Source organism: Anaerotignum sp., assembly GCF_030625865.1.
GTDB lineage: Bacteria > Bacillota > Clostridia > Lachnospirales > Anaerotignaceae > Chakrabartyella.
The window spans coordinates 1-16,266 of record NZ_DAOUQB010000012.1 but is presented as its reverse complement, the minus strand read 5'-3'; the positions used below and the strand labels follow the sequence as shown (position 1 = coordinate 16,266).

General features: G+C 38.6%; 16 protein-coding genes. 12 read left to right on the top strand and 4 right to left on the bottom strand.

Translation table 11 applies throughout. The features are described 5' to 3' along the window. The first annotated feature begins 84 nt into the window (after positions 1-84). Positions 85-2,019, top strand: coding sequence for a 5'-nucleotidase C-terminal domain-containing protein (locus P9Q65_RS05040; protein WP_304508282.1), 1,935 nt, complete (start codon positions 85-87; stop codon positions 2,017-2,019). Positions 2,020-2,256: 237 nt separating this feature from the next. On the opposite strand, the gene P9Q65_RS05035 is transcribed toward P9Q65_RS05040, so the two are convergent. Both P9Q65_RS05035 and P9Q65_RS05030 read right to left on the bottom strand, forming a co-directional pair. Beyond that, positions 2,257-3,123 (bottom strand): DMT family transporter, encoded by an 867-nt coding sequence (locus tag P9Q65_RS05035; protein WP_304508281.1) that lies wholly within the window; start codon positions 3,121-3,123, stop codon positions 2,257-2,259. A gap of 756 nt (positions 3,124-3,879) precedes the next feature. Then, positions 3,880-4,734 carry a hypothetical protein gene (locus P9Q65_RS05030; RefSeq protein ID WP_304508280.1) on the bottom strand — a complete coding sequence of 285 codons (855 nt, stop codon included), beginning with the start codon at positions 4,732-4,734 and terminating at the stop codon, positions 3,880-3,882. Positions 4,735-5,210: 476 nt separating this feature from the next. Here P9Q65_RS05030 and rsmD point away from each other — a divergent pair, with 476 nt between their 5' ends. Genes rsmD through P9Q65_RS05015 form a run of 3 tightly spaced genes read left to right on the top strand, consistent with a single transcriptional unit; the run spans position 5,211 to position 6,761 of the window. Beyond that, on the top strand, positions 5,211-5,771 hold the full coding sequence (gene rsmD, locus P9Q65_RS05025; RefSeq protein WP_304508279.1) for a 16S rRNA (guanine(966)-N(2))-methyltransferase RsmD: 561 nt from the start codon (positions 5,211-5,213) through the stop codon (positions 5,769-5,771). Further along, positions 5,768-6,247, top strand: a complete 480-nt coding sequence (gene coaD / locus P9Q65_RS05020; RefSeq protein ID WP_304508278.1) for a pantetheine-phosphate adenylyltransferase — start codon at positions 5,768-5,770, stop codon at positions 6,245-6,247. Before rsmD ends, coaD begins: the two co-directional genes overlap by 4 nt. Positions 6,248-6,257: 10 nt before the next feature. Next, positions 6,258-6,761: an ATPase gene (locus P9Q65_RS05015; RefSeq protein WP_304508277.1), complete on the top strand. Its 504-nt coding sequence runs from the start codon at positions 6,258-6,260 to the stop codon at positions 6,759-6,761. Between the two features lie 3 nt (positions 6,762-6,764). Here the strand turns inward: P9Q65_RS05015 and P9Q65_RS05010 are convergent, their stop codons facing one another. Together P9Q65_RS05010 and P9Q65_RS05005 are read right to left on the bottom strand one after the other, a co-directional pair. Further along, complete coding sequence (locus tag P9Q65_RS05010) at positions 6,765-7,868, bottom strand: nucleoside recognition domain-containing protein (protein WP_304508276.1); 1,104 nt, start codon at positions 7,866-7,868, stop codon at positions 6,765-6,767. 180 nt (positions 7,869-8,048) lie between these two features. Continuing rightward, the gene (locus tag P9Q65_RS05005; protein ID WP_304508275.1) at positions 8,049-9,275 is read right to left on the bottom strand and encodes a nucleotidyltransferase; all 1,227 of its coding nucleotides are present in this window, start codon (positions 9,273-9,275) and stop codon (positions 8,049-8,051) included. A 444-nt stretch (positions 9,276-9,719) separates the two neighbouring features. On the opposite strand from P9Q65_RS05005, the gene P9Q65_RS05000 reads away from it, so the two are divergent. From P9Q65_RS05000 to P9Q65_RS04965, 8 genes are all read left to right on the top strand, one after another. Continuing rightward, positions 9,720-10,766: an ATP-binding protein gene (locus P9Q65_RS05000; protein ID WP_304508274.1), complete on the top strand. Its 1,047-nt coding sequence runs from the start codon at positions 9,720-9,722 to the stop codon at positions 10,764-10,766. Between the two features lie 195 nt (positions 10,767-10,961). Continuing rightward, complete coding sequence (gene pta / locus P9Q65_RS04995) at positions 10,962-11,963, top strand: phosphate acetyltransferase (RefSeq protein ID WP_304508273.1); 1,002 nt, start codon at positions 10,962-10,964, stop codon at positions 11,961-11,963. Positions 11,964-12,058: 95 nt separating this feature from the next. Further along, positions 12,059-13,255 (top strand): acetate/propionate family kinase, encoded by a 1,197-nt coding sequence (locus P9Q65_RS04990; RefSeq protein ID WP_304508272.1) that lies wholly within the window; start codon positions 12,059-12,061, stop codon positions 13,253-13,255. A 47-nt stretch (positions 13,256-13,302) separates the two neighbouring features. Then, positions 13,303-13,809 (top strand): YceD family protein, encoded by a 507-nt coding sequence (locus P9Q65_RS04985; protein ID WP_304508271.1) that lies wholly within the window; start codon positions 13,303-13,305, stop codon positions 13,807-13,809. 2 nt (positions 13,810-13,811) lie between these two features. Next, positions 13,812-13,991, top strand: coding sequence for a 50S ribosomal protein L32 (gene rpmF, locus P9Q65_RS04980; RefSeq protein WP_066051981.1), 180 nt, complete (start codon positions 13,812-13,814; stop codon positions 13,989-13,991). A gap of 109 nt (positions 13,992-14,100) precedes the next feature. After that, positions 14,101-15,093 carry a phosphate acyltransferase PlsX gene (gene plsX / locus P9Q65_RS04975; RefSeq protein ID WP_304508270.1) on the top strand — a complete coding sequence of 331 codons (993 nt, stop codon included), beginning with the start codon at positions 14,101-14,103 and terminating at the stop codon, positions 15,091-15,093. Between the two features lie 364 nt (positions 15,094-15,457). Beyond that, on the top strand, positions 15,458-15,988 hold the full coding sequence (locus P9Q65_RS04970; RefSeq protein WP_304508269.1) for a hypothetical protein: 531 nt from the start codon (positions 15,458-15,460) through the stop codon (positions 15,986-15,988). A gap of 23 nt (positions 15,989-16,011) precedes the next feature. After that, a partial coding sequence (locus tag P9Q65_RS04965) for a hypothetical protein (protein ID WP_304508268.1) occupies positions 16,012-16,266 on the top strand: 255 nt, incomplete at its 3' end.

The window sequence follows — 16,266 nt, the reverse complement described above, 5'->3', positions numbered from 1 at the left end:
AAAAACGTTAAGGCTGTTCCCATTTTTCCAATAAAGTGTTATGATTAGAAAGTAATATATTTCCAATGAAAAAGGAGGAGTAGTATGAAACTTGGGAAAAAGGTTTTATCTTTCCTGTTGTCCATGACAATAGTATTAGGCATGACTGTTCCTGCGTTGGCAGGGGATATGGATGGTAAGTTGGTTATAATCCATACCAACGATATGCATGGTTATTACCAAACAGGAGAAAAATGTATCGGGATTGCCGGTGTAAAAGGATTAAAGGACTATTATGCCGCACAAGGTGCAGACGTTATTCTTTTGGACGCTGGTGATTTTTCACAAGGGACAACCTTGGTAAATCGTGATAAGGGGCTTAAGGCTTCAGAGTATCTTGCTTCTGCCGGGTATGATGGGGTTTCTTTGGGTAATCATGAATTTGACTTTGGTTTTGATGCTCTTTTGGATAATGTTGCTGTATTAAAGGCAGGAAATATCCCGGTTATTGATGCCAATATTCTGAAGAAAGGTACAGATAATCCTTATTTTGGTGATAGTATTGTTTTGGAAAAGGGTGGTATGAAGATTGGCGTATTTGGTTTGGATACAGCTGAAACTCAAACAAAGTCCAGCCCCAGTAGTGTAAAAGACGTGAACTTCTTAGATGGGGCAGAAATGATACAAAAAGCACAAGCTGAGGTTGATGCGTTAAAGGAAAAAGGGTGCGATTATATTATTGCGTTGACCCATTTGGGCGTTGACGATGAAAGCACAGGAAGACGTTCTATTGATGTTGCCAAGGCTGTAAAGGGCATTGATCTTATGATTGACGGACATAGTCATACTGCAATGGATGGCGGTGAAAAAGTAAATGATACTTTAATTGTAAGTACAGGCTCTTATTTAGAAAACGTTGGCACTGTTGCTATTGATAAAACAACAAAAGAAGCAACGGCAAAGCTGATGAGTGCCGCAGATTATGCAACAAATATCGGCAAATATGATGAAAAACTAACCAAAATGGTAGCTGCGGATAAAGCAGAGGTGGATGCATATTATGCTGGTCTTTTTGCAAAATCAGAAGTTGATTTGAATGGTGAAAGAGAACCTGGTGTTCGTACAGAGGAAACCAATTTAGGTGATTTTGCAGCAGATGCTTTCCTATATGTGGGCAAAAAATATGCAGAGGAACAGAATTTGGGTATCAGCGTTGATGTTGCCCTTTCCAATGGTGGTGGTATTCGCGCCAGCATTCCTAAAGGAGATATTTCCATGAATACATTATATACTGTGTTCCCCTACGGAAATACAGTAACATTGGTAACAGTAACCGGCGCTCAGCTTCTTGAAATTTTGGAGGCTTCTACATTCTGTACGCCAACAGCCCTGGGTGGATTCCCCCAGATTGCAGGGGCAGAATATACCGTAAATACTGCTGTTGAATATCAAAACGGTGCCCAGTATCCCGATTCCACATATTATGCGCCTGCTGCACCTGGCAGTCGTGTGACGATTACTAGCGTAGGCGGCAAGGCTTTCGACCCTAAGGCGAACTATACGGTTGTGGTAAATAGCTTTCAGGCTGAGGGGGGCGATACATACTATGCTTTGACGCAGGGTTCCTTTAAACAGGACACAGGTATTGTTGATGCAGAGGCTTTGATTCAGTATGTTAATTCCATGGATGGTGTAATTGGAACGGAGTATGTAAAGCCCCAGGGCAGAATTGTTGAGGATTTACAACCCATTGTTGTTCCGACTGAACCTGAACCAGAGCCGGGACTTGAACCTGAAGTAAAACCGGAACCCGAAGTGGTTGAAGAACCAGTAACAGAGACTGAAGTTGTTCCCGAAAAAGAGCCCGCACAGATGACAACAGATATTTACAAGGTTGTAAAGGGCGACAGCTTGTGGAAGATTGCAAAAACTCTTTTGGGTGACGGCAATGAGTGGAAAACAATTTATGAGTACAATAAGGATCAAATCCAAGATCCGGCTAAGATTTATGTTGGTCAGGAATTGATTATTAAGAAATAATTTTTTACATAAAAAATAAAAAATTTTAAGACGGTCATTGCATTTTGTGCAATGACCGTCCTTTTTGAAAGAAAGAAGAAAGGGTTGAAAAAATGATTTAAACATTTGTTTTATCTTATTATATTATTACTTTTGTAAAAAAAGAGCATATTTTTTTCAGTTTGGTTTTAAAAAACCTCTATCATGGTGGAATAGGGGTTCCTTAAAATTTGTTCGTATAAGCTTTCTTAGGAGAAATTATTTTCCCTTTAAGTTAAAGAGAATAATACTGATAATAATAATCCCACCGCCAATAAAAGTTCCCATATTTGGAATTTCTTTTAAAATAATGAACCCCATAATTGTGGAAAGAAGGGGGGTGATAAACATAAAGTTGGTTACCTCACTGGTACGTTCTGCAAAGGACATTGCTTTGCCCCAGAAAAAGTATGCAGCAGCACTTGGGAGGGCACCTAAGTATACAAGAGCCCAAATATGCTTTGCATTGGAGGTTGTCAATTGCCGAAAACCTTCAAAAGACCAAAACCCAAGTAATACTGCGCCACAAAGCATACTGTAGGTAACAATTTCTAAAGAAGAATAGCCTTTTTGGCCAAGTTTTCTACTCAAAATATTGTATCCACAAAAAACCAGGGAGGCAAATATTGTCCAAATCAAACCAATATTAATGGAAAAAACACCTTCCCAAAGGAGTAGAATTAACACACCCACAAAGGCCATAAAAATTGAAAGCCAACCGACAGGGCGTATTTTTTCGTTGTATAGCTTTGCCGCTACGATTGCAGTAAGGATAGGGGTGATGGCAATAATAATGCTGGATGTGGCGGAGGTTAAGGTTTGAATACCTGTATTAAATGTAATCATGTAAAGGGTAAACCCTAAACAGCCGGAGAGAAAAAACCAAGGAATATCTTCTTTTTTCGGTTTATGTATATGGTTTAATTTTCCTATAATCAGCAGTAAAACTGCGGCAACACTGCAACGCAGAAAGCCTAAAGGGTTTGAAGTAAAGTGTTCTTGTACGATTTTTGTAAGGGGAAAGGCAGATGCCCATAAAAAAACGGTTAAAAATCCAAGTCCCCATACTTTTTGTTTATTCGCCATAGTGGTCCTCCTAAAAAATAGTTTGATGTGGCTTTACTCAGTGAAATAAATTGTTTTACAGTAAAAATTATGTATGGAATTACAGATATAATTTTGGTTGTTTCTTAAATTTACTTTTCGCTAGCAATATTAGATATTACTTTAGGTAAGGTTAAATGAAATGTTCCCCTTTGAACGAGCCCCGTTCCTTTGGCAATAGCGTTGATAATTTTTTTGTTGTACCTGTTGGGGAAAAATATATTTTTGTTGCAGAACAAAATGCCATTTCTGGTGATCCCTTCGTCCATAAATAATTTCAAATAAGAATTAGTACAGACTATTATACACGCACAAGATTAATATGAAAAGCTGGGAAATAAATTTACTTCTGATTTTTCTGAATTTTGGCCAGCAGTTTTGTCGTTGGCAAAAAAAGAGCCTCCATTGTTTTTGGAGGCTCTCTCTATGAAGATGTGCATTGCTTTTGTTACATCAATTTGTGTTTCATTTATACTGCGGTTCAACTCAAATTGGTATGCTCATTTATAGATATTACGAAGTTTGCAAATCGTTTTATTACTCTGGGTGATTGACGCCAGAACATCTTTAAACAGATCTGGATTGACGCGAATCAAGTTAGATCTATACATTAATGAAAGCTCTGATTTAATTTGAGTTTCTAAGCTATTCAAACTTTCCTCAATCATCCAAGAAGAAGACTGACAATTTTCTAAAGCTGTCTTTCTTTTGCTTTTTGTTGTGTTCATTTTCCAAGTGTTAGACAGTTCCGGTTACAATTAACGTAGCTACGCCGGGGGTAACTACCCAAGTGCCAGTTGCTGGATCTTGGGTAAAGGTTGCTGCAGGCACAATAATCTGGCCAGCTACAGTTGCAAATACGCCTGTTGTGTTGTCATAAGAGTAATTCGTAGGATCAACCCAAGCAGTGCCATTGAAAGTTACGGAAATTGGATCCAAAATAGGATCGAAGGTATCTGTAAGAACCACATTATCACCTGCTACTGCTGCAACATTGCCAGCATTTTGGATGGTAAAGGTATAAGTTATTTGTCCGTTTTCCGATACGGTTGTAGGGCACAGAGATTTTGTGATAGACAAAATCGCAGTATTGTCAACGGTAGCTGTATTATCTACTTCAATTGGACTGGATAATCCACCACCATCAATTGTAGCTGTATTTAGAATGGTTGCACCTGTAGTTAAAGGAGCATACTGGTTTGCGGTAGCTTCATAAATAATGGTTACGTTGCTATTGGCTGGAACAGTAATTCCGGAGATTACCAATGGCGGACCGGCAGTTACAGTTGGAGCTGCCTGAGCTATGCCGTTAAGATAAAGGTGAATAGAACCTGCTACATAGGTGAGTGGTACTAAAGTAAGTGTACCAACTACATAAGAGCCTAAGTCATCAGTAATGGTTAATCCGGTATAAGCTGTTGTTCCGGAGTTTACGATGCTGATGATATAAGTGATATTGTCACACGCAGTATAACTATTTACTACCGCGGTTTTGGTGGCGGAAATTACATCTAACAGTTCGCCGGAAATAACATTTGAATTGGTTACATTGCCGTTATAGGAAAGGGTTGCTTGGTTTTGAAAAGTTGCCATAAAAATACCTCCTAAATTTTATTTTTATTAATTAAGAGAACGTTCACGTACTACATAATATGAAGGTGATTGGACAATGACACAAATTCCAAGAAATTTTAAGTAAGAAAGTTAAAGGGAAATACAAAGATTTCCTTTTAATTGGGAAATAAGTTTTCCAAAGCATCATAAGGGTAAAAGAGATGAGAATGGCAGGGAATGAATAAAAAATTAGTCTCCAAAAAATGTGTGAAAAAAACCGAAATATGAAAAGTTTTCCAGAGAAGGGAAGTAGTTATTAAATATCAAGAAATTTAGGTGCATTTGTATAAAAATCATATTTGGAAAAGCGTTGCAAGCCTAATGAATATATTATTGAAGTGCTGAAATAGTTAGGATTTGACGAAAAATTGAAAGAGTTTTATATTGTTTTTTATAAAGTTATTTGTTATAGTATTAATGTATGTATCGAAACAGAGAGTAATAGGTGATTTGTTATGAGGGTAATCTCGGGTTTGGCGAGAGGGCAAAAACTGCAGACGGTTGAAGGGCTATCAACAAGGCCCACAACAGATAGAATAAAGGAAACTTTATTTAATATTATTGCTTTTGATTTGCCTGAGTCCCGATTTTTGGATTTATTTGCGGGTAGCGGTGCAATTGGAATTGAGGCGATAAGCCGTGGGGCGGCAGAAGGGGTCTTTGTAGACCATAACCCCCAGTGCCATGAGATTATTCGGGAGAATCTAAGGCACACAAAGTTGGACAGGTTTGCTAGGATAATTGGACAAGAAGTTCCTTATGCGTTAGCACAGCTTGCCAAAGAAGAGGAAGTGTTTGATATTATTTTTTTAGATCCGCCCTATGATATGGGTTTGGCAGAGCCAACTTTATTGGAAATTGTAAGGTGCGGATTATTAAAAGAAGATGGCTATATTATTGTTGAGCGCTCGGCGCAAATTCCACTGGCATCAATCTCAGGGCTTCGGGTTTTGCGTGAAAAGGAGTACAAAACCACGGTTATGACGTTTCTCGGCCTGGAGGAAAAAGATTTATGAAAAAAGCGATTTATGCGGGGAGCTTTGACCCGATTACATTGGGACATTTAGATATTATCAAACGGTCTGCAAAGCTGTTTGATTCGCTGGTTGTTGCGGTTTTGGAAAATCCAAATAAATGTTCATTATTTACTGTAGAAGAAAGAAAAAAGCAATTGGAACTTGTTCTTGGAGAGATGGAAAACATTGAGGTTGCTTCTTTTAGCGGACTTTTGGCTGACTTTGCAAGGGAAATTGGTGCGACTGTTGCGGTGAGAGGGCTTCGTAATGCGGTTGATTTTGCTTCTGAGTATCAGATGTATTTGATTAATCGTAAGCTGGGCAAGGAAATGGAAACGGTTTTCTTGGCTGCTGACGAAGATCATATTAGTCTAAGCTCTACAAATGTAAAGGAAGTTGCGGTTTTTGGCGGGAATATTGATTTTATGGTTCCTCAAGAAATTAAACCTTTTATTATAGAAAAATACAAGAAGTGAGGGAATGCTTATGGATTCTGTTTTGCAGTTGTTAGACGAATTAGAAGAAATTTTAGATAGTAGCAAGGGGGTGCCTTTTAGCAATAAGGTATCCGTGGATAAAGACGAAATTTATGATATTATCAGTGAAATTCGCATGAAGCTTCCCAATGAATTAAAGCAATCCAAGTGGGTAATTGAAGAAAGAAACAAAATTTTGATTGATGCACAAAGAGAAGCAGACGAGTTGATGAAAAATGCAGAGGATCGTATGGTTCGTATGATTGATGATAATGAAGTTACGAAGAAAGCGTACGAGCAGGCTGCTGCAATTATTGATGCTGCAAAGAAAACTTCAAAGGAAATGCGTCTGGGTGCTATGGAGTATGCAGAGGGTGTATTAGCCGATGCGGAGGGTAAGCTGAAGGAGCTAAAGGCGGTTGTGTATAGTGAAAGTATCAAAACCGATGATTATTTTGCCCAAACGCTAAATGTATTGGCTGAGAATATTCAGGAACTGCGTTTAGGCAAATAATCGTTATCTTTTTTGGTATAATGTGAAGAGTAAGGCGCAGGCAAAAAGGAAGATACTGAATTTTATGTAGACAATAGGAAATGAAAACGCAGTTTCTGCCAGTAAATTAAGGGTAGGAACTGTTTTTAGTACATATTTTTCCAGAAATGGAGCCATGGCAAAGAAAAAAACGCCACTAAAAATGCAATTACAAATTTTTGCCGCGATATAGCGGCTTTTTTTTATTGGTACATTTCGCAAAATTCCAAACGTTTGGCACAGAATGGATAACCCTCCAAAAGCCACTAACATACAGGAGGCGGTAAGCCTGAGGTAGAGACTGTCAGGGGCGCTGCTTAACAAAAAGGTACCATTGGTCATTTCTAATAATCCTCCCCAAATTCCACAAAGAAATTCCTGGGAAACAGGCAAAAAAGAAAAGAGATGTCCTAAAAAGTGAAAAATCCCCGTTTGGTGAAAGGCTTCAACAGCTACACCAAAAAGAATAATATATCCCCCGATTTGTGTGATAGTATCAATAGAGTCGGCTATGGTTTGAGGGAGACATTCAGTGATGGAGGAAGTAGGGGATTTCTGGTAAGGAATAAAGTCATAACTGTGTTTAGCGGAATAAAATAAACGAAATAATATTCCTGATGCAAGTGCACCCAAAAAGCAGCTAATTAAAAATATATATCCCCAAAAAGGCAATTGAAAAAAAGCAGCGCCTACCGTACCTACCAAAAACAATGGACCGGGATTGTTACAAAAAGTTAAAATATGCTCTGCTTGCAAAAGAGTGATTTTTTTTTCTTCATATAGTGATGCTGTAATTTTTGCGCCAAGTGGATATCCTGAAAAAATGCCAAGAAAAAAGGGAAAAGCGGCAATTCCCGGTAACCCAAAGAGTGGCTTCATCAAAGGTCTTAGCCATTCGCCAACTATTTCGGCGGCTCCCATACGCAACAGGAGCCCGCAAGCTACCATAAAAGGGAAAAGGGAAGGCAAAACCTGATTAAACCACAGGGTAACACTCCTGGCACCTGCTTCTAACATAGCTTGAGGATAGCGTAATAAGGCAAAGACTAAAAAACAAGCACAGACGATTACAAAAGAATTTTTTTTCATTCTGTAAAGCTTCTTCCGTTATGTATTGTTACAATTTATGCCTAAACTGACTATTCTATGAAAAGCAAGGCTATATGAATTAATAACTTTTGAAAGCTTTCAAGTTTATGGTTGCTCCTATGCTTTGTATTCCTTTTCCGGAGGTTCGCCGCAAAAAAAGGGGGCGTCCGGGAGCGTACGTCAAAGAATTGCCATGGGTATTGTAAAATCTTGATTGGGACTGCGATAAATAGGATTGGGCACAGCCATTGTATGGAGATCCGTAGCGGCTTTTTCCAAGGCTAATAAGTGCAGTCCATCATCATTTAGCACATCGGGAGCTTTTTTTAAATTGGTTAGTACAGGGCATTTTGCATTCATAGTAAGGTCTCCTAAAATTTCGGCATTATCTTTGCGGAAACCCAGAACTCGAATATAGGGCATAAGGGGTTTTTTTATGAAATAATCTACTTCGGTATTTTTAATATCCAGTAGGATATGAAGGAGAATACGTTGAATTTTGGTCCGTGTATACCGTTTGGATTTAATAAAATCAATGATATCCTCTATATTGTAGCAGGTGTCTATGGAACGAAGAATTCTGTTTTCCAATCCTTCTGTTACTTCAAAAATTTCACGGAGATCTTCGCTGGACATGGTTCTCAATTTATAGTTTAGCGCCCCGGCATAATTGTTCCAAAAAACAGGAGCGGTTCCTAAAGAAAGGGTTTTGCTATATAAATCAATACAATTTTCTGGAACCTGCTTAAAAGCTTCGTCAACCTGATCTTCAAAAATCCCTTTGCGAATTGCAGATGCGGATGCAAATTTATCTTCCAAAGATGTAGCGTGATAGGCTGCACCTTCTCGTTTGATGGTCATTGGTATCATATTACAATGATAACGTGTAAGAGCTTTCAGGTATTCCAAACCTAAAATGTGGTTGGGTTGACTTAAAATTTCGCTGTTTATATTTGAGATTGTTTCTAAAGCTTTGGAACGGGCAGTAGGGTAAGACATTCCTTCATCTAAGTGGGATTTTAAAAGAGAGCGAAATTCTTCTGTTTCGTTACTCATAAGCTTGGCTGCTTCTTTTAGAACAGTAAGATTTCCACTTTCGGAACCGAAACAAAGGGTATCTACGATTCCTGTTTCTTCCAAAGTTCGTACGGCTGCGCTGGCGAAAGTTTCGGCATTGGCTGCGGCAAAAAGAACGGGAAGTTCTAAAACCATATCAACACCGTTTGTTAAAGCTGCCTTGGTTCTTGTCCATTTGTCAAAAAGAGCTGGTTCCCCCCTTTGCACAAAACTACCGCTCATTACTACAACAACTCGGTCGGCACAGCTCTTTTTTTTTGCCTCTTCTATCATATATTGATGCCCAAGATGAAAAGGATTATATTCTGCTATAATACCCAGTGTTTTCATTTTTACATCTCCCTTTTTCAAATACAATGCTATTTTGCAAATAAAAATAAAAAGTTAAGAATGCATTGGAACATTATATCCAAGCCACTTAACATATTAATATAATGAAAAAATCAGTTGACATGTAAGGTTTAAAAAGAAAATTATTGGTTTTTTCTTTATTTTCTCTAAATATTTAATGTGACGAGGAATAAAATCTTTCCTTAATTATTATATCACATATATCACAAAAGTTTTAGTCACGGATAATCAAAACATTTCTTCTTAAGTTTTATAGGACAGATGAGATAGAAAATGTTGATTTATGGCACAAAAATAGACTTATATGTGAAGTAACGAAAAAAGACTAAAGAATTATTATAAAATAGTTAAAGATTTAGCTGGAAAAAAATTGGAGAAAAGGGTATAATTCTAGTTAATAGTTTATGATTAGAGGCTGATAATGTGGAGAAGTTTGTAGATAATCCGGAATTCTTGCAGGATATTTTTTTGGAAGAAACTTGGAAAAATATAGATAAAATCGACAACTTCATAGAGGAAAAGGCAAAAGGAGAAGAATTTTTTGTTTCTAGGGAAGAAGTAGACAGCTTATTTCGTACGATGCATAGCGTGAAGGGTTCTGCATCCATGATGGGATATCCGTCTATTTCGGAAACTGCCCACAGTGCAGAAGACTTGTTCTCTTATTTGCGCGAAGAAGAAAATCCTGCACAAAATGACTTAAAATTAATCTTGCAGTTGCTGCGTATGGTATCCGGATTTTTAAAAAGAGAACTTCGGCGTATGGAAACGGACGATGAGGTTACGGATTTTGGATGGGCGGTGGTGCGTAGAATTAAAAACTTTTTAGCGCATGTAGACAGTGACAATGAGCCGGAAGGCCCCAGCTATCAAATTTCATATACCAGAAAGGGAAAACAGATTATTCCTTACACAAATTTCAGCACATTGATACCCCAAATGGAACGGCTTGCCAATATCATGGGCAGAGAATTGTCAAAGGAATTTGTTGTAAAAATATCGGGAGCGGAAACGGAAGTTCCAAGGGATATTTATGAGAAGATTTCCATGGCAGTAATGCAAATGATGAAAAACAGCATGGACCATGGGTTAGAGAGTACCATTGTGAGAGAACGAATGGGGAAAACGCCGGTGGGAGAAATTTCCGTTGAAATACAGAAAGCGGGACAGAGGATATTTGTTGTTTTCCGTGACGATGGTCGAGGTTTGGATAAGCACGGCATATTGCAAACGGCACGGGAAAAAGGGCTTTTGAAAAAGCCGGAAGAAGACTATGAAGATAATGAAATCTTTTCATTTTTACTTCGTCCGGGTTTTACAACAAAAAGCAGGGCTACCATGTTTTCCGGGAGAGGCGTAGGGCTTGATGTGGTGAATGCTGCGGTTTCTTCTTTGGGAGGAACGGTGCGAATAGAGAGTCGAGAGTATATGGGAACTACATTTTTTATGGAATTTCCGGTAGTTGCATAACGAAATTATTTTTATCATAATTAGGGACTTGGGTATTATTTTCTGGCAAAAAGTTGCGAGATGGCTGAAAAAAAGAGTAAATTTCAGCCATTTTTTTATCTCTTTTCCCTTGTATGGGTGGGACATTTTGTTTATAATAATATAGATGTGGGTAACAAAAGAAAATTCTACAAATCAACTAGGAGGTTTTTTACTGTGGACTTTTTAGCATTAATGAAAGAAAAGGCGAAAGCCAATAAGAAGGTAATTGTTTTACCTGAATCCTATGAAAAAAGAAACTTAGAAGCGGCAGCTGAATGTTTAAAAGATGGTTTGGCTGAAATTGTATTAATCGGCAACAAAGAAAAAATCACTGAAGCTGCGGGCGGTTTTGATGTGTCCAAGGCGATTTTTGTTGATCCTGAAAACTATGATAGAATGGACGAAATGGTTGCTGGTCTTGCTGAAGCTAGAAAAAGCAAAGGAATGACATTAGAAGAAGCGAAAAAGCTTCTTTTGGATGATTCCATGTTTGTTGGGGTAATGCTTGTTAAAATGGGTGTTGCAGACGGTATGGTTTCCGGCGCAATCCATTCTACAGCGGATACACTTCGCCCTGCGTTGCAGATTTTGAAAACTGCACCCGGCACAGAATTGGTATCTTCTTTCTTCATCATGGTAACACAGACACCTGAATATGGTGACGACGGTATTTTGCTGTTCGCTGACTGTGCATTGAATCAGAATCCTACACCTGCTGAATTGGCTTGTATCGCTGGTGACTCTGCAAAATCCTATGCTGCATTTGTAGGAAAAGAAGCAAGAGTTGCTATGTTAAGCCACTCTTCAATGGGTTCCGCAAAACATGCTGATGTTACAAAGGTAGTGGAAGCTGTTAAAATTGCAAAGGAAAAATATCCTGAAGTTAAATTGGATGGTGAAATCCAGTTGGATGCTGCAATCGTAAAAGAAGTTGGCGAATTAAAGGCACCTCAAAGCCCTGTTGCTGGTAAAGCGAATTGCTTAGTTTTCCCTGACATTGATGCCGGCAATATTGGCTACAAATTGGTACAGAGATTTGGAAAAGCAGAAGCTTTCGGCCCTGTTCTGCAGGGGATTGCAAAGCCTGTAAATGATTTATCCAGAGGTTGCTCTGCTAATGATATTGTTGCTGTAGTAGCTATGACAGCTGTTCAGGCTCATGTAATGGGTAAATAATTCTTTACTTGATTTTTGCCCTTTTTCGTGAAGGGAATACAATATAGTACGTATATTTGAGATAAAAAAAGGTACATTATGAAGGAGAGAAAACAATGAAGATTCTTGTATTGAACTGTGGCAGTTCCTCTTTGAAATATCAGCTTTTCGATATGGAAAATGAAGCAGTATTGGCAAAAGGCCTTTGCGAAAGAATTGGTATCGAAGGTTCTAGATTAAAACATCAGCCTGCTGACAAGGAGGATGTGGTTTTTGAGGAATATTTGGAAGATCATGATGTTGCTGTAAGAAAAGTTATGGCTGCTTTGACTAACCCTGAATATGGTGTAGTTAAGAGCATGACAGAAATTAATGCAGTAGGGCATCGTGTAGTACACGGTGGGGAATACTTTGCTAGTTCTGTAATTATTGACGACGCTGTAAAAGATGCTTTGGAAAAATGCAGCGAATTGGCGCCTTTGCATAACCCTGCGAACTTAATTGGTATCGCTGCATGTGAAAAGATTATGCCAGGTGTACCTCAGGTTGGTGTTTTTGATACAGCTTTCCATCAGACAATGCCTGAAAGAGCATATTTGTATGCAATCCCTTACGAATACTATGAAAAATATAAAATCAGAAGATATGGTTTCCACGGGACAAGCCATAGATTTGTTTCCGAAGAAGCTGCAAAGATGTTGGACAGACCTTATGATCAGACAAAAACAATTACTTGCCACTTGGGTAACGGCGGTTCCATCTGCGCAGTAAGAAACGGTAAGTCCATTGATACAACCATGGGCTTTACACCTTTGGAAGGTCTTGTAATGGGTACGAGAGCCGGCGACGTTGACGCTGCTGTTATAACATTCTTGATGGAAAAAGAAAAATTGACACCACAGGAAATGGATAATATTCTGAATAAGAAATCCGGTGTTTTGGGTATCTCTGGTGTATCCAGCGATTTCCGTGATATCGAAGATGCAAGTGAACACGGCAATACAAGAGCTGAAGCAGCTTTAGAGGTATTCGCTTATAAGGTAGCAAAGAGAATTGGTGCATATGCTGCAGCAATGAATGGCGTTGACTGTATCGTATTTACAGCAGGCTTAGGCGAAAACTCCGGTTCTACAAGAAGATTAATTTGTGATTATTTGGGCTATTTAGGTGTTCATATTGATTCTTACAACAACTGTTTGAGAGGAAAAGCAATGGAAATCTCTGCTCCTGATTCCAGAGTAAGAGTTTTGGTTATCCCTACAAACGAAGAATTGGTAATTGCAAGAGATACAAAGGAACTTCTTGACAAATAAGAACCCTTTCAGTATAATATTTTAGGTACGACTATGGGGTGATTTGAATGTTACTTGGAATGGCTCAATTGTTTGGCAAAAATGGGATATCTATGCCCGTTGTGTTGACAGAGCAAATCAATGATACATCGGATTATCCCGATGTTGTGGAATTTTTGCAGCCTGTAAAGATAGAGGGAACTCTTAAAAACGAAAATGAGACTTTCGTTTTTGAAGCAAAGGGCAATACAGAGGTCGGTCTTAGGTGTGACCGTTGTCTTGCGCCTGTCAGAAAAGAGCTTTGCTTCGAGATCAAGGAACGTTTTGCTCATACAGGCAGAGGAAACGAAGAGACAGAAACTTTTTCGGGAGATCAAATTGATCTTACGGACTTTGTCAAAAGGGGTATCATAGGCGTTTTACCTATGAAGGTTCTTTGTCGCGAAGATTGTAAGGGATTATGCCCTATTTGCGGAAAGAATCTAAATGAGGGTGCGTGTGAATGCGATACGACCTATATAGATCCGAGGTTTGAAAGTTTAAGAGCTCTTTTCAATGTTGACGAGGAGGTGTAGAAATGGCTGTACCCAAGGGACGAGTGTCTAAATCTAAAAGAGATAAGAGAAAAGCACAGAGTTGGAAAATTGCAACTCCTAGCTTGGTAAAATGCAGCAAGTGTGGTGAACTGATGACACCTCATCAGGTTTGCAAAGCTTGTGGCGCATATAACAAAAAAACAATTATCAAAGTTGACTAATGTCAGATTCGAAAAGACAGCATATATGCTGTCTTTTCTTCTTATGTATTGTTTTTTTTATGAAATTTCATTATACTGAATTAAGAAAAGAAAGGAAATGGGTGATTTCATGGGTAAAAAAGTAATTGTAGCCTTAGATGCTATGGGTGGTGACCTGGCCCCTGTTGAGATTGTGAAAGGGGCTGTGGCTGCTGTTAAAGAATTGGAAGTGGATATTAAGCTTGTTGGTCGTCAAGATGTAGTTGAAGCTGAGCTGGCGGAATATGATTATTCCAAAGAGCGTATCCAAGTAGTCCATGCGGAAGAAGTTATTGGTACGGATGAAGTGCCCACGTCGGCCATCCGTAGAAAAAAGAATTCCTCTTTGGTTGTGGGACTTAATTTAGTGAAAAACGGTGAAGCGGATGCCTTCGTATCTGCGGGAAGCACTGGTGCTCTTCTGACAGGGGCATTATTAATTGTGGGACGACTGGAAGGGGTGGAACGGCCGGCTTTGGGTACTTGTCTGCCTACCAAAACAGGATTTACCTTCCTTTTAGACAGTGGTGCAAATGTAGATTGTAAGGCGAAATATTTGGAGCAATTTGCAAAAATGGGTTCTGTCTATGTGGAGAATATTTTTGGCAAGGCACAGCCCAAGATAGCTTTGGTGAATATCGGTGCAGAAAAAGAAAAAGGCAATGCATTGACTAAAGAAGCTTATGAATTGCTGGAAGTAAGTGAGGACATCAATTTTACAGGAAATATTGAACCTAGGAATATCCCCTTTGGTGAGGCAGATGTAATTGTTTGTGATGGTTTTGTTGGAAATACCATTTTGAAGTTTGCGGAAGGCTTAAGCAAAACTCTAATTGACATTATTAAAGAAGAAATTACTGCAGGTACATATAAGCTTGCGGCTGCAATGCTGAAAACGCCCTTTAAAAATGTGAAAAAGCGTTTTGACTCCGATGAGATTGGGGGCGCTCCTTTTATTGGGTTGAAATCTCTTGTGGTTAAGGCTCATGGCAGCTCTAATGCGAGGGCGATAAAGAACGCAGTTCGCCAGTGTGTATTGTTTACCGAGGCGGATATTGTGGAGAAAATTAAGGATAAGATGTAGCGGATGATCTGTTGAAAGCCGGTTATCTTTTTGGCGAGCGGAATGGGTTATATATCATTGAGCATGCGTAAATAAAAGGTTATGTTATTGTTAAAAAGTCGCAATTTTTTTGTGGCTTTTTTATTTGAGCAACCTGCTAAAAAATCTGGTAAAACGGGAATGGAGCGGATGTGTATTACAAATGTAGTATTTTGTCGATATCTATTTAGCTTAAATGATTGGTATTTATTGACAATATATATATATATTATGATTAGGGCAGAAGAAGTGACAACAAGTTCACGGAAGGCCTTCTCTAAATTTTGCACAGTTCTTCTAAAAAATCATAAATAAGAGTGTTGTGAAATTATAAGGAGGAACGATTATGAAGAAAAATATTGCAAAACTGTTACTTTGCACAGTTTGTGTGTTAAGCATTAGTGCGCCTGCATATGCCAAGGAAATACCTAATCAAACAGCTGAAGAAACGCAGATTTCTACAAGAGCTCATGAAATGGAAACAAAATATGAAAAAATAGGAAAGCCTGTCAGAAAAACGTATGACCTGGGGGCAGCGGGAGGACAATTACCAGAGGGAACTCGATTTGTAGGCGGTACTGGGAAGCTTATTTGGGAAGATGGTGGAGAAAGCACCAGTTTTTCTGTGAGTATAGGAGGGGTTCCAATTGGCTTTGCTTTGAGTATTGGAACCGCAACATCGGGCGTAGGCGGAAAAGGCATTGATGTACCAGCTGATGGGCATTATTATAAATTGGGCGTGGAACGAACGGTTGAAGTTACAGGTTATAAGGTTTATGAACGATTAGCAGGATCAAGCTTGCCTTGGAAATATGTTGGAAAAAGGTCTTATGTAAGAGAAATTGACGAAACATTTTATCTGTTATTTGTAAAATAATATAAAATAAAACGGGAGCTGTTATGAAATATAAACGAACTTTAATGTTAGTTATTTTAATTATACTTTGTAGTTTACTGATCAAAAAAATTATTGATACACCTGTGTTAACTGGTTCTTTTTATGGTACATATTCATATGAAGGATATACAATAAGCGTTATGGTGGACGATGGTGACTTTTATTTAATGAATCAGCCCATGGATATATTTATTAAGGGGAATTACGAAAAAAAGTCGGAGACCACTTATGATTTATCAGGTAACTGCTTCCAAAAC

Excerpts from the sequence above, each read along its gene's own strand:
- P9Q65_RS05035 (WP_304508281.1), bottom strand. The coding sequence starts at position 3,123 with ATGGCGAATAAACAAAAAGTATGGGGACTTGGATTTTTAACCGTTTTT.
- P9Q65_RS04985 (WP_304508271.1), top strand. The coding sequence starts at position 13,303 with ATGTTACTTGGAATGGCTCAATTGTTTGGCAAAAATGGGATATCTATG.
- rpmF (WP_066051981.1), top strand. The coding sequence starts at position 13,812 with ATGGCTGTACCCAAGGGACGAGTGTCTAAATCTAAAAGAGATAAGAGA.
- P9Q65_RS04990 (WP_304508272.1), top strand. The coding sequence starts at position 12,059 with ATGAAGATTCTTGTATTGAACTGTGGCAGTTCCTCTTTGAAATATCAG.
- P9Q65_RS05030 (WP_304508280.1), bottom strand. The coding sequence starts at position 4,734 with ATGGCAACTTTTCAAAACCAAGCAACCCTTTCCTATAACGGCAATGTA.
- coaD (WP_304508278.1), top strand. The coding sequence starts at position 5,768 with ATGAAAAAAGCGATTTATGCGGGGAGCTTTGACCCGATTACATTGGGA.
- P9Q65_RS04970 (WP_304508269.1), top strand. The coding sequence starts at position 15,458 with ATGAAGAAAAATATTGCAAAACTGTTACTTTGCACAGTTTGTGTGTTA.
- P9Q65_RS05015 (WP_304508277.1), top strand. The coding sequence starts at position 6,258 with ATGGATTCTGTTTTGCAGTTGTTAGACGAATTAGAAGAAATTTTAGAT.
- P9Q65_RS05005 (WP_304508275.1), bottom strand. The coding sequence starts at position 9,275 with ATGAAAACACTGGGTATTATAGCAGAATATAATCCTTTTCATCTTGGG.
- rsmD (WP_304508279.1), top strand. The coding sequence starts at position 5,211 with ATGAGGGTAATCTCGGGTTTGGCGAGAGGGCAAAAACTGCAGACGGTT.
- P9Q65_RS05010 (WP_304508276.1), bottom strand. The coding sequence starts at position 7,868 with ATGAAAAAAAATTCTTTTGTAATCGTCTGTGCTTGTTTTTTAGTCTTT.
- plsX (WP_304508270.1), top strand. The coding sequence starts at position 14,101 with ATGGGTAAAAAAGTAATTGTAGCCTTAGATGCTATGGGTGGTGACCTG.
- P9Q65_RS05040 (WP_304508282.1), top strand. The coding sequence starts at position 85 with ATGAAACTTGGGAAAAAGGTTTTATCTTTCCTGTTGTCCATGACAATA.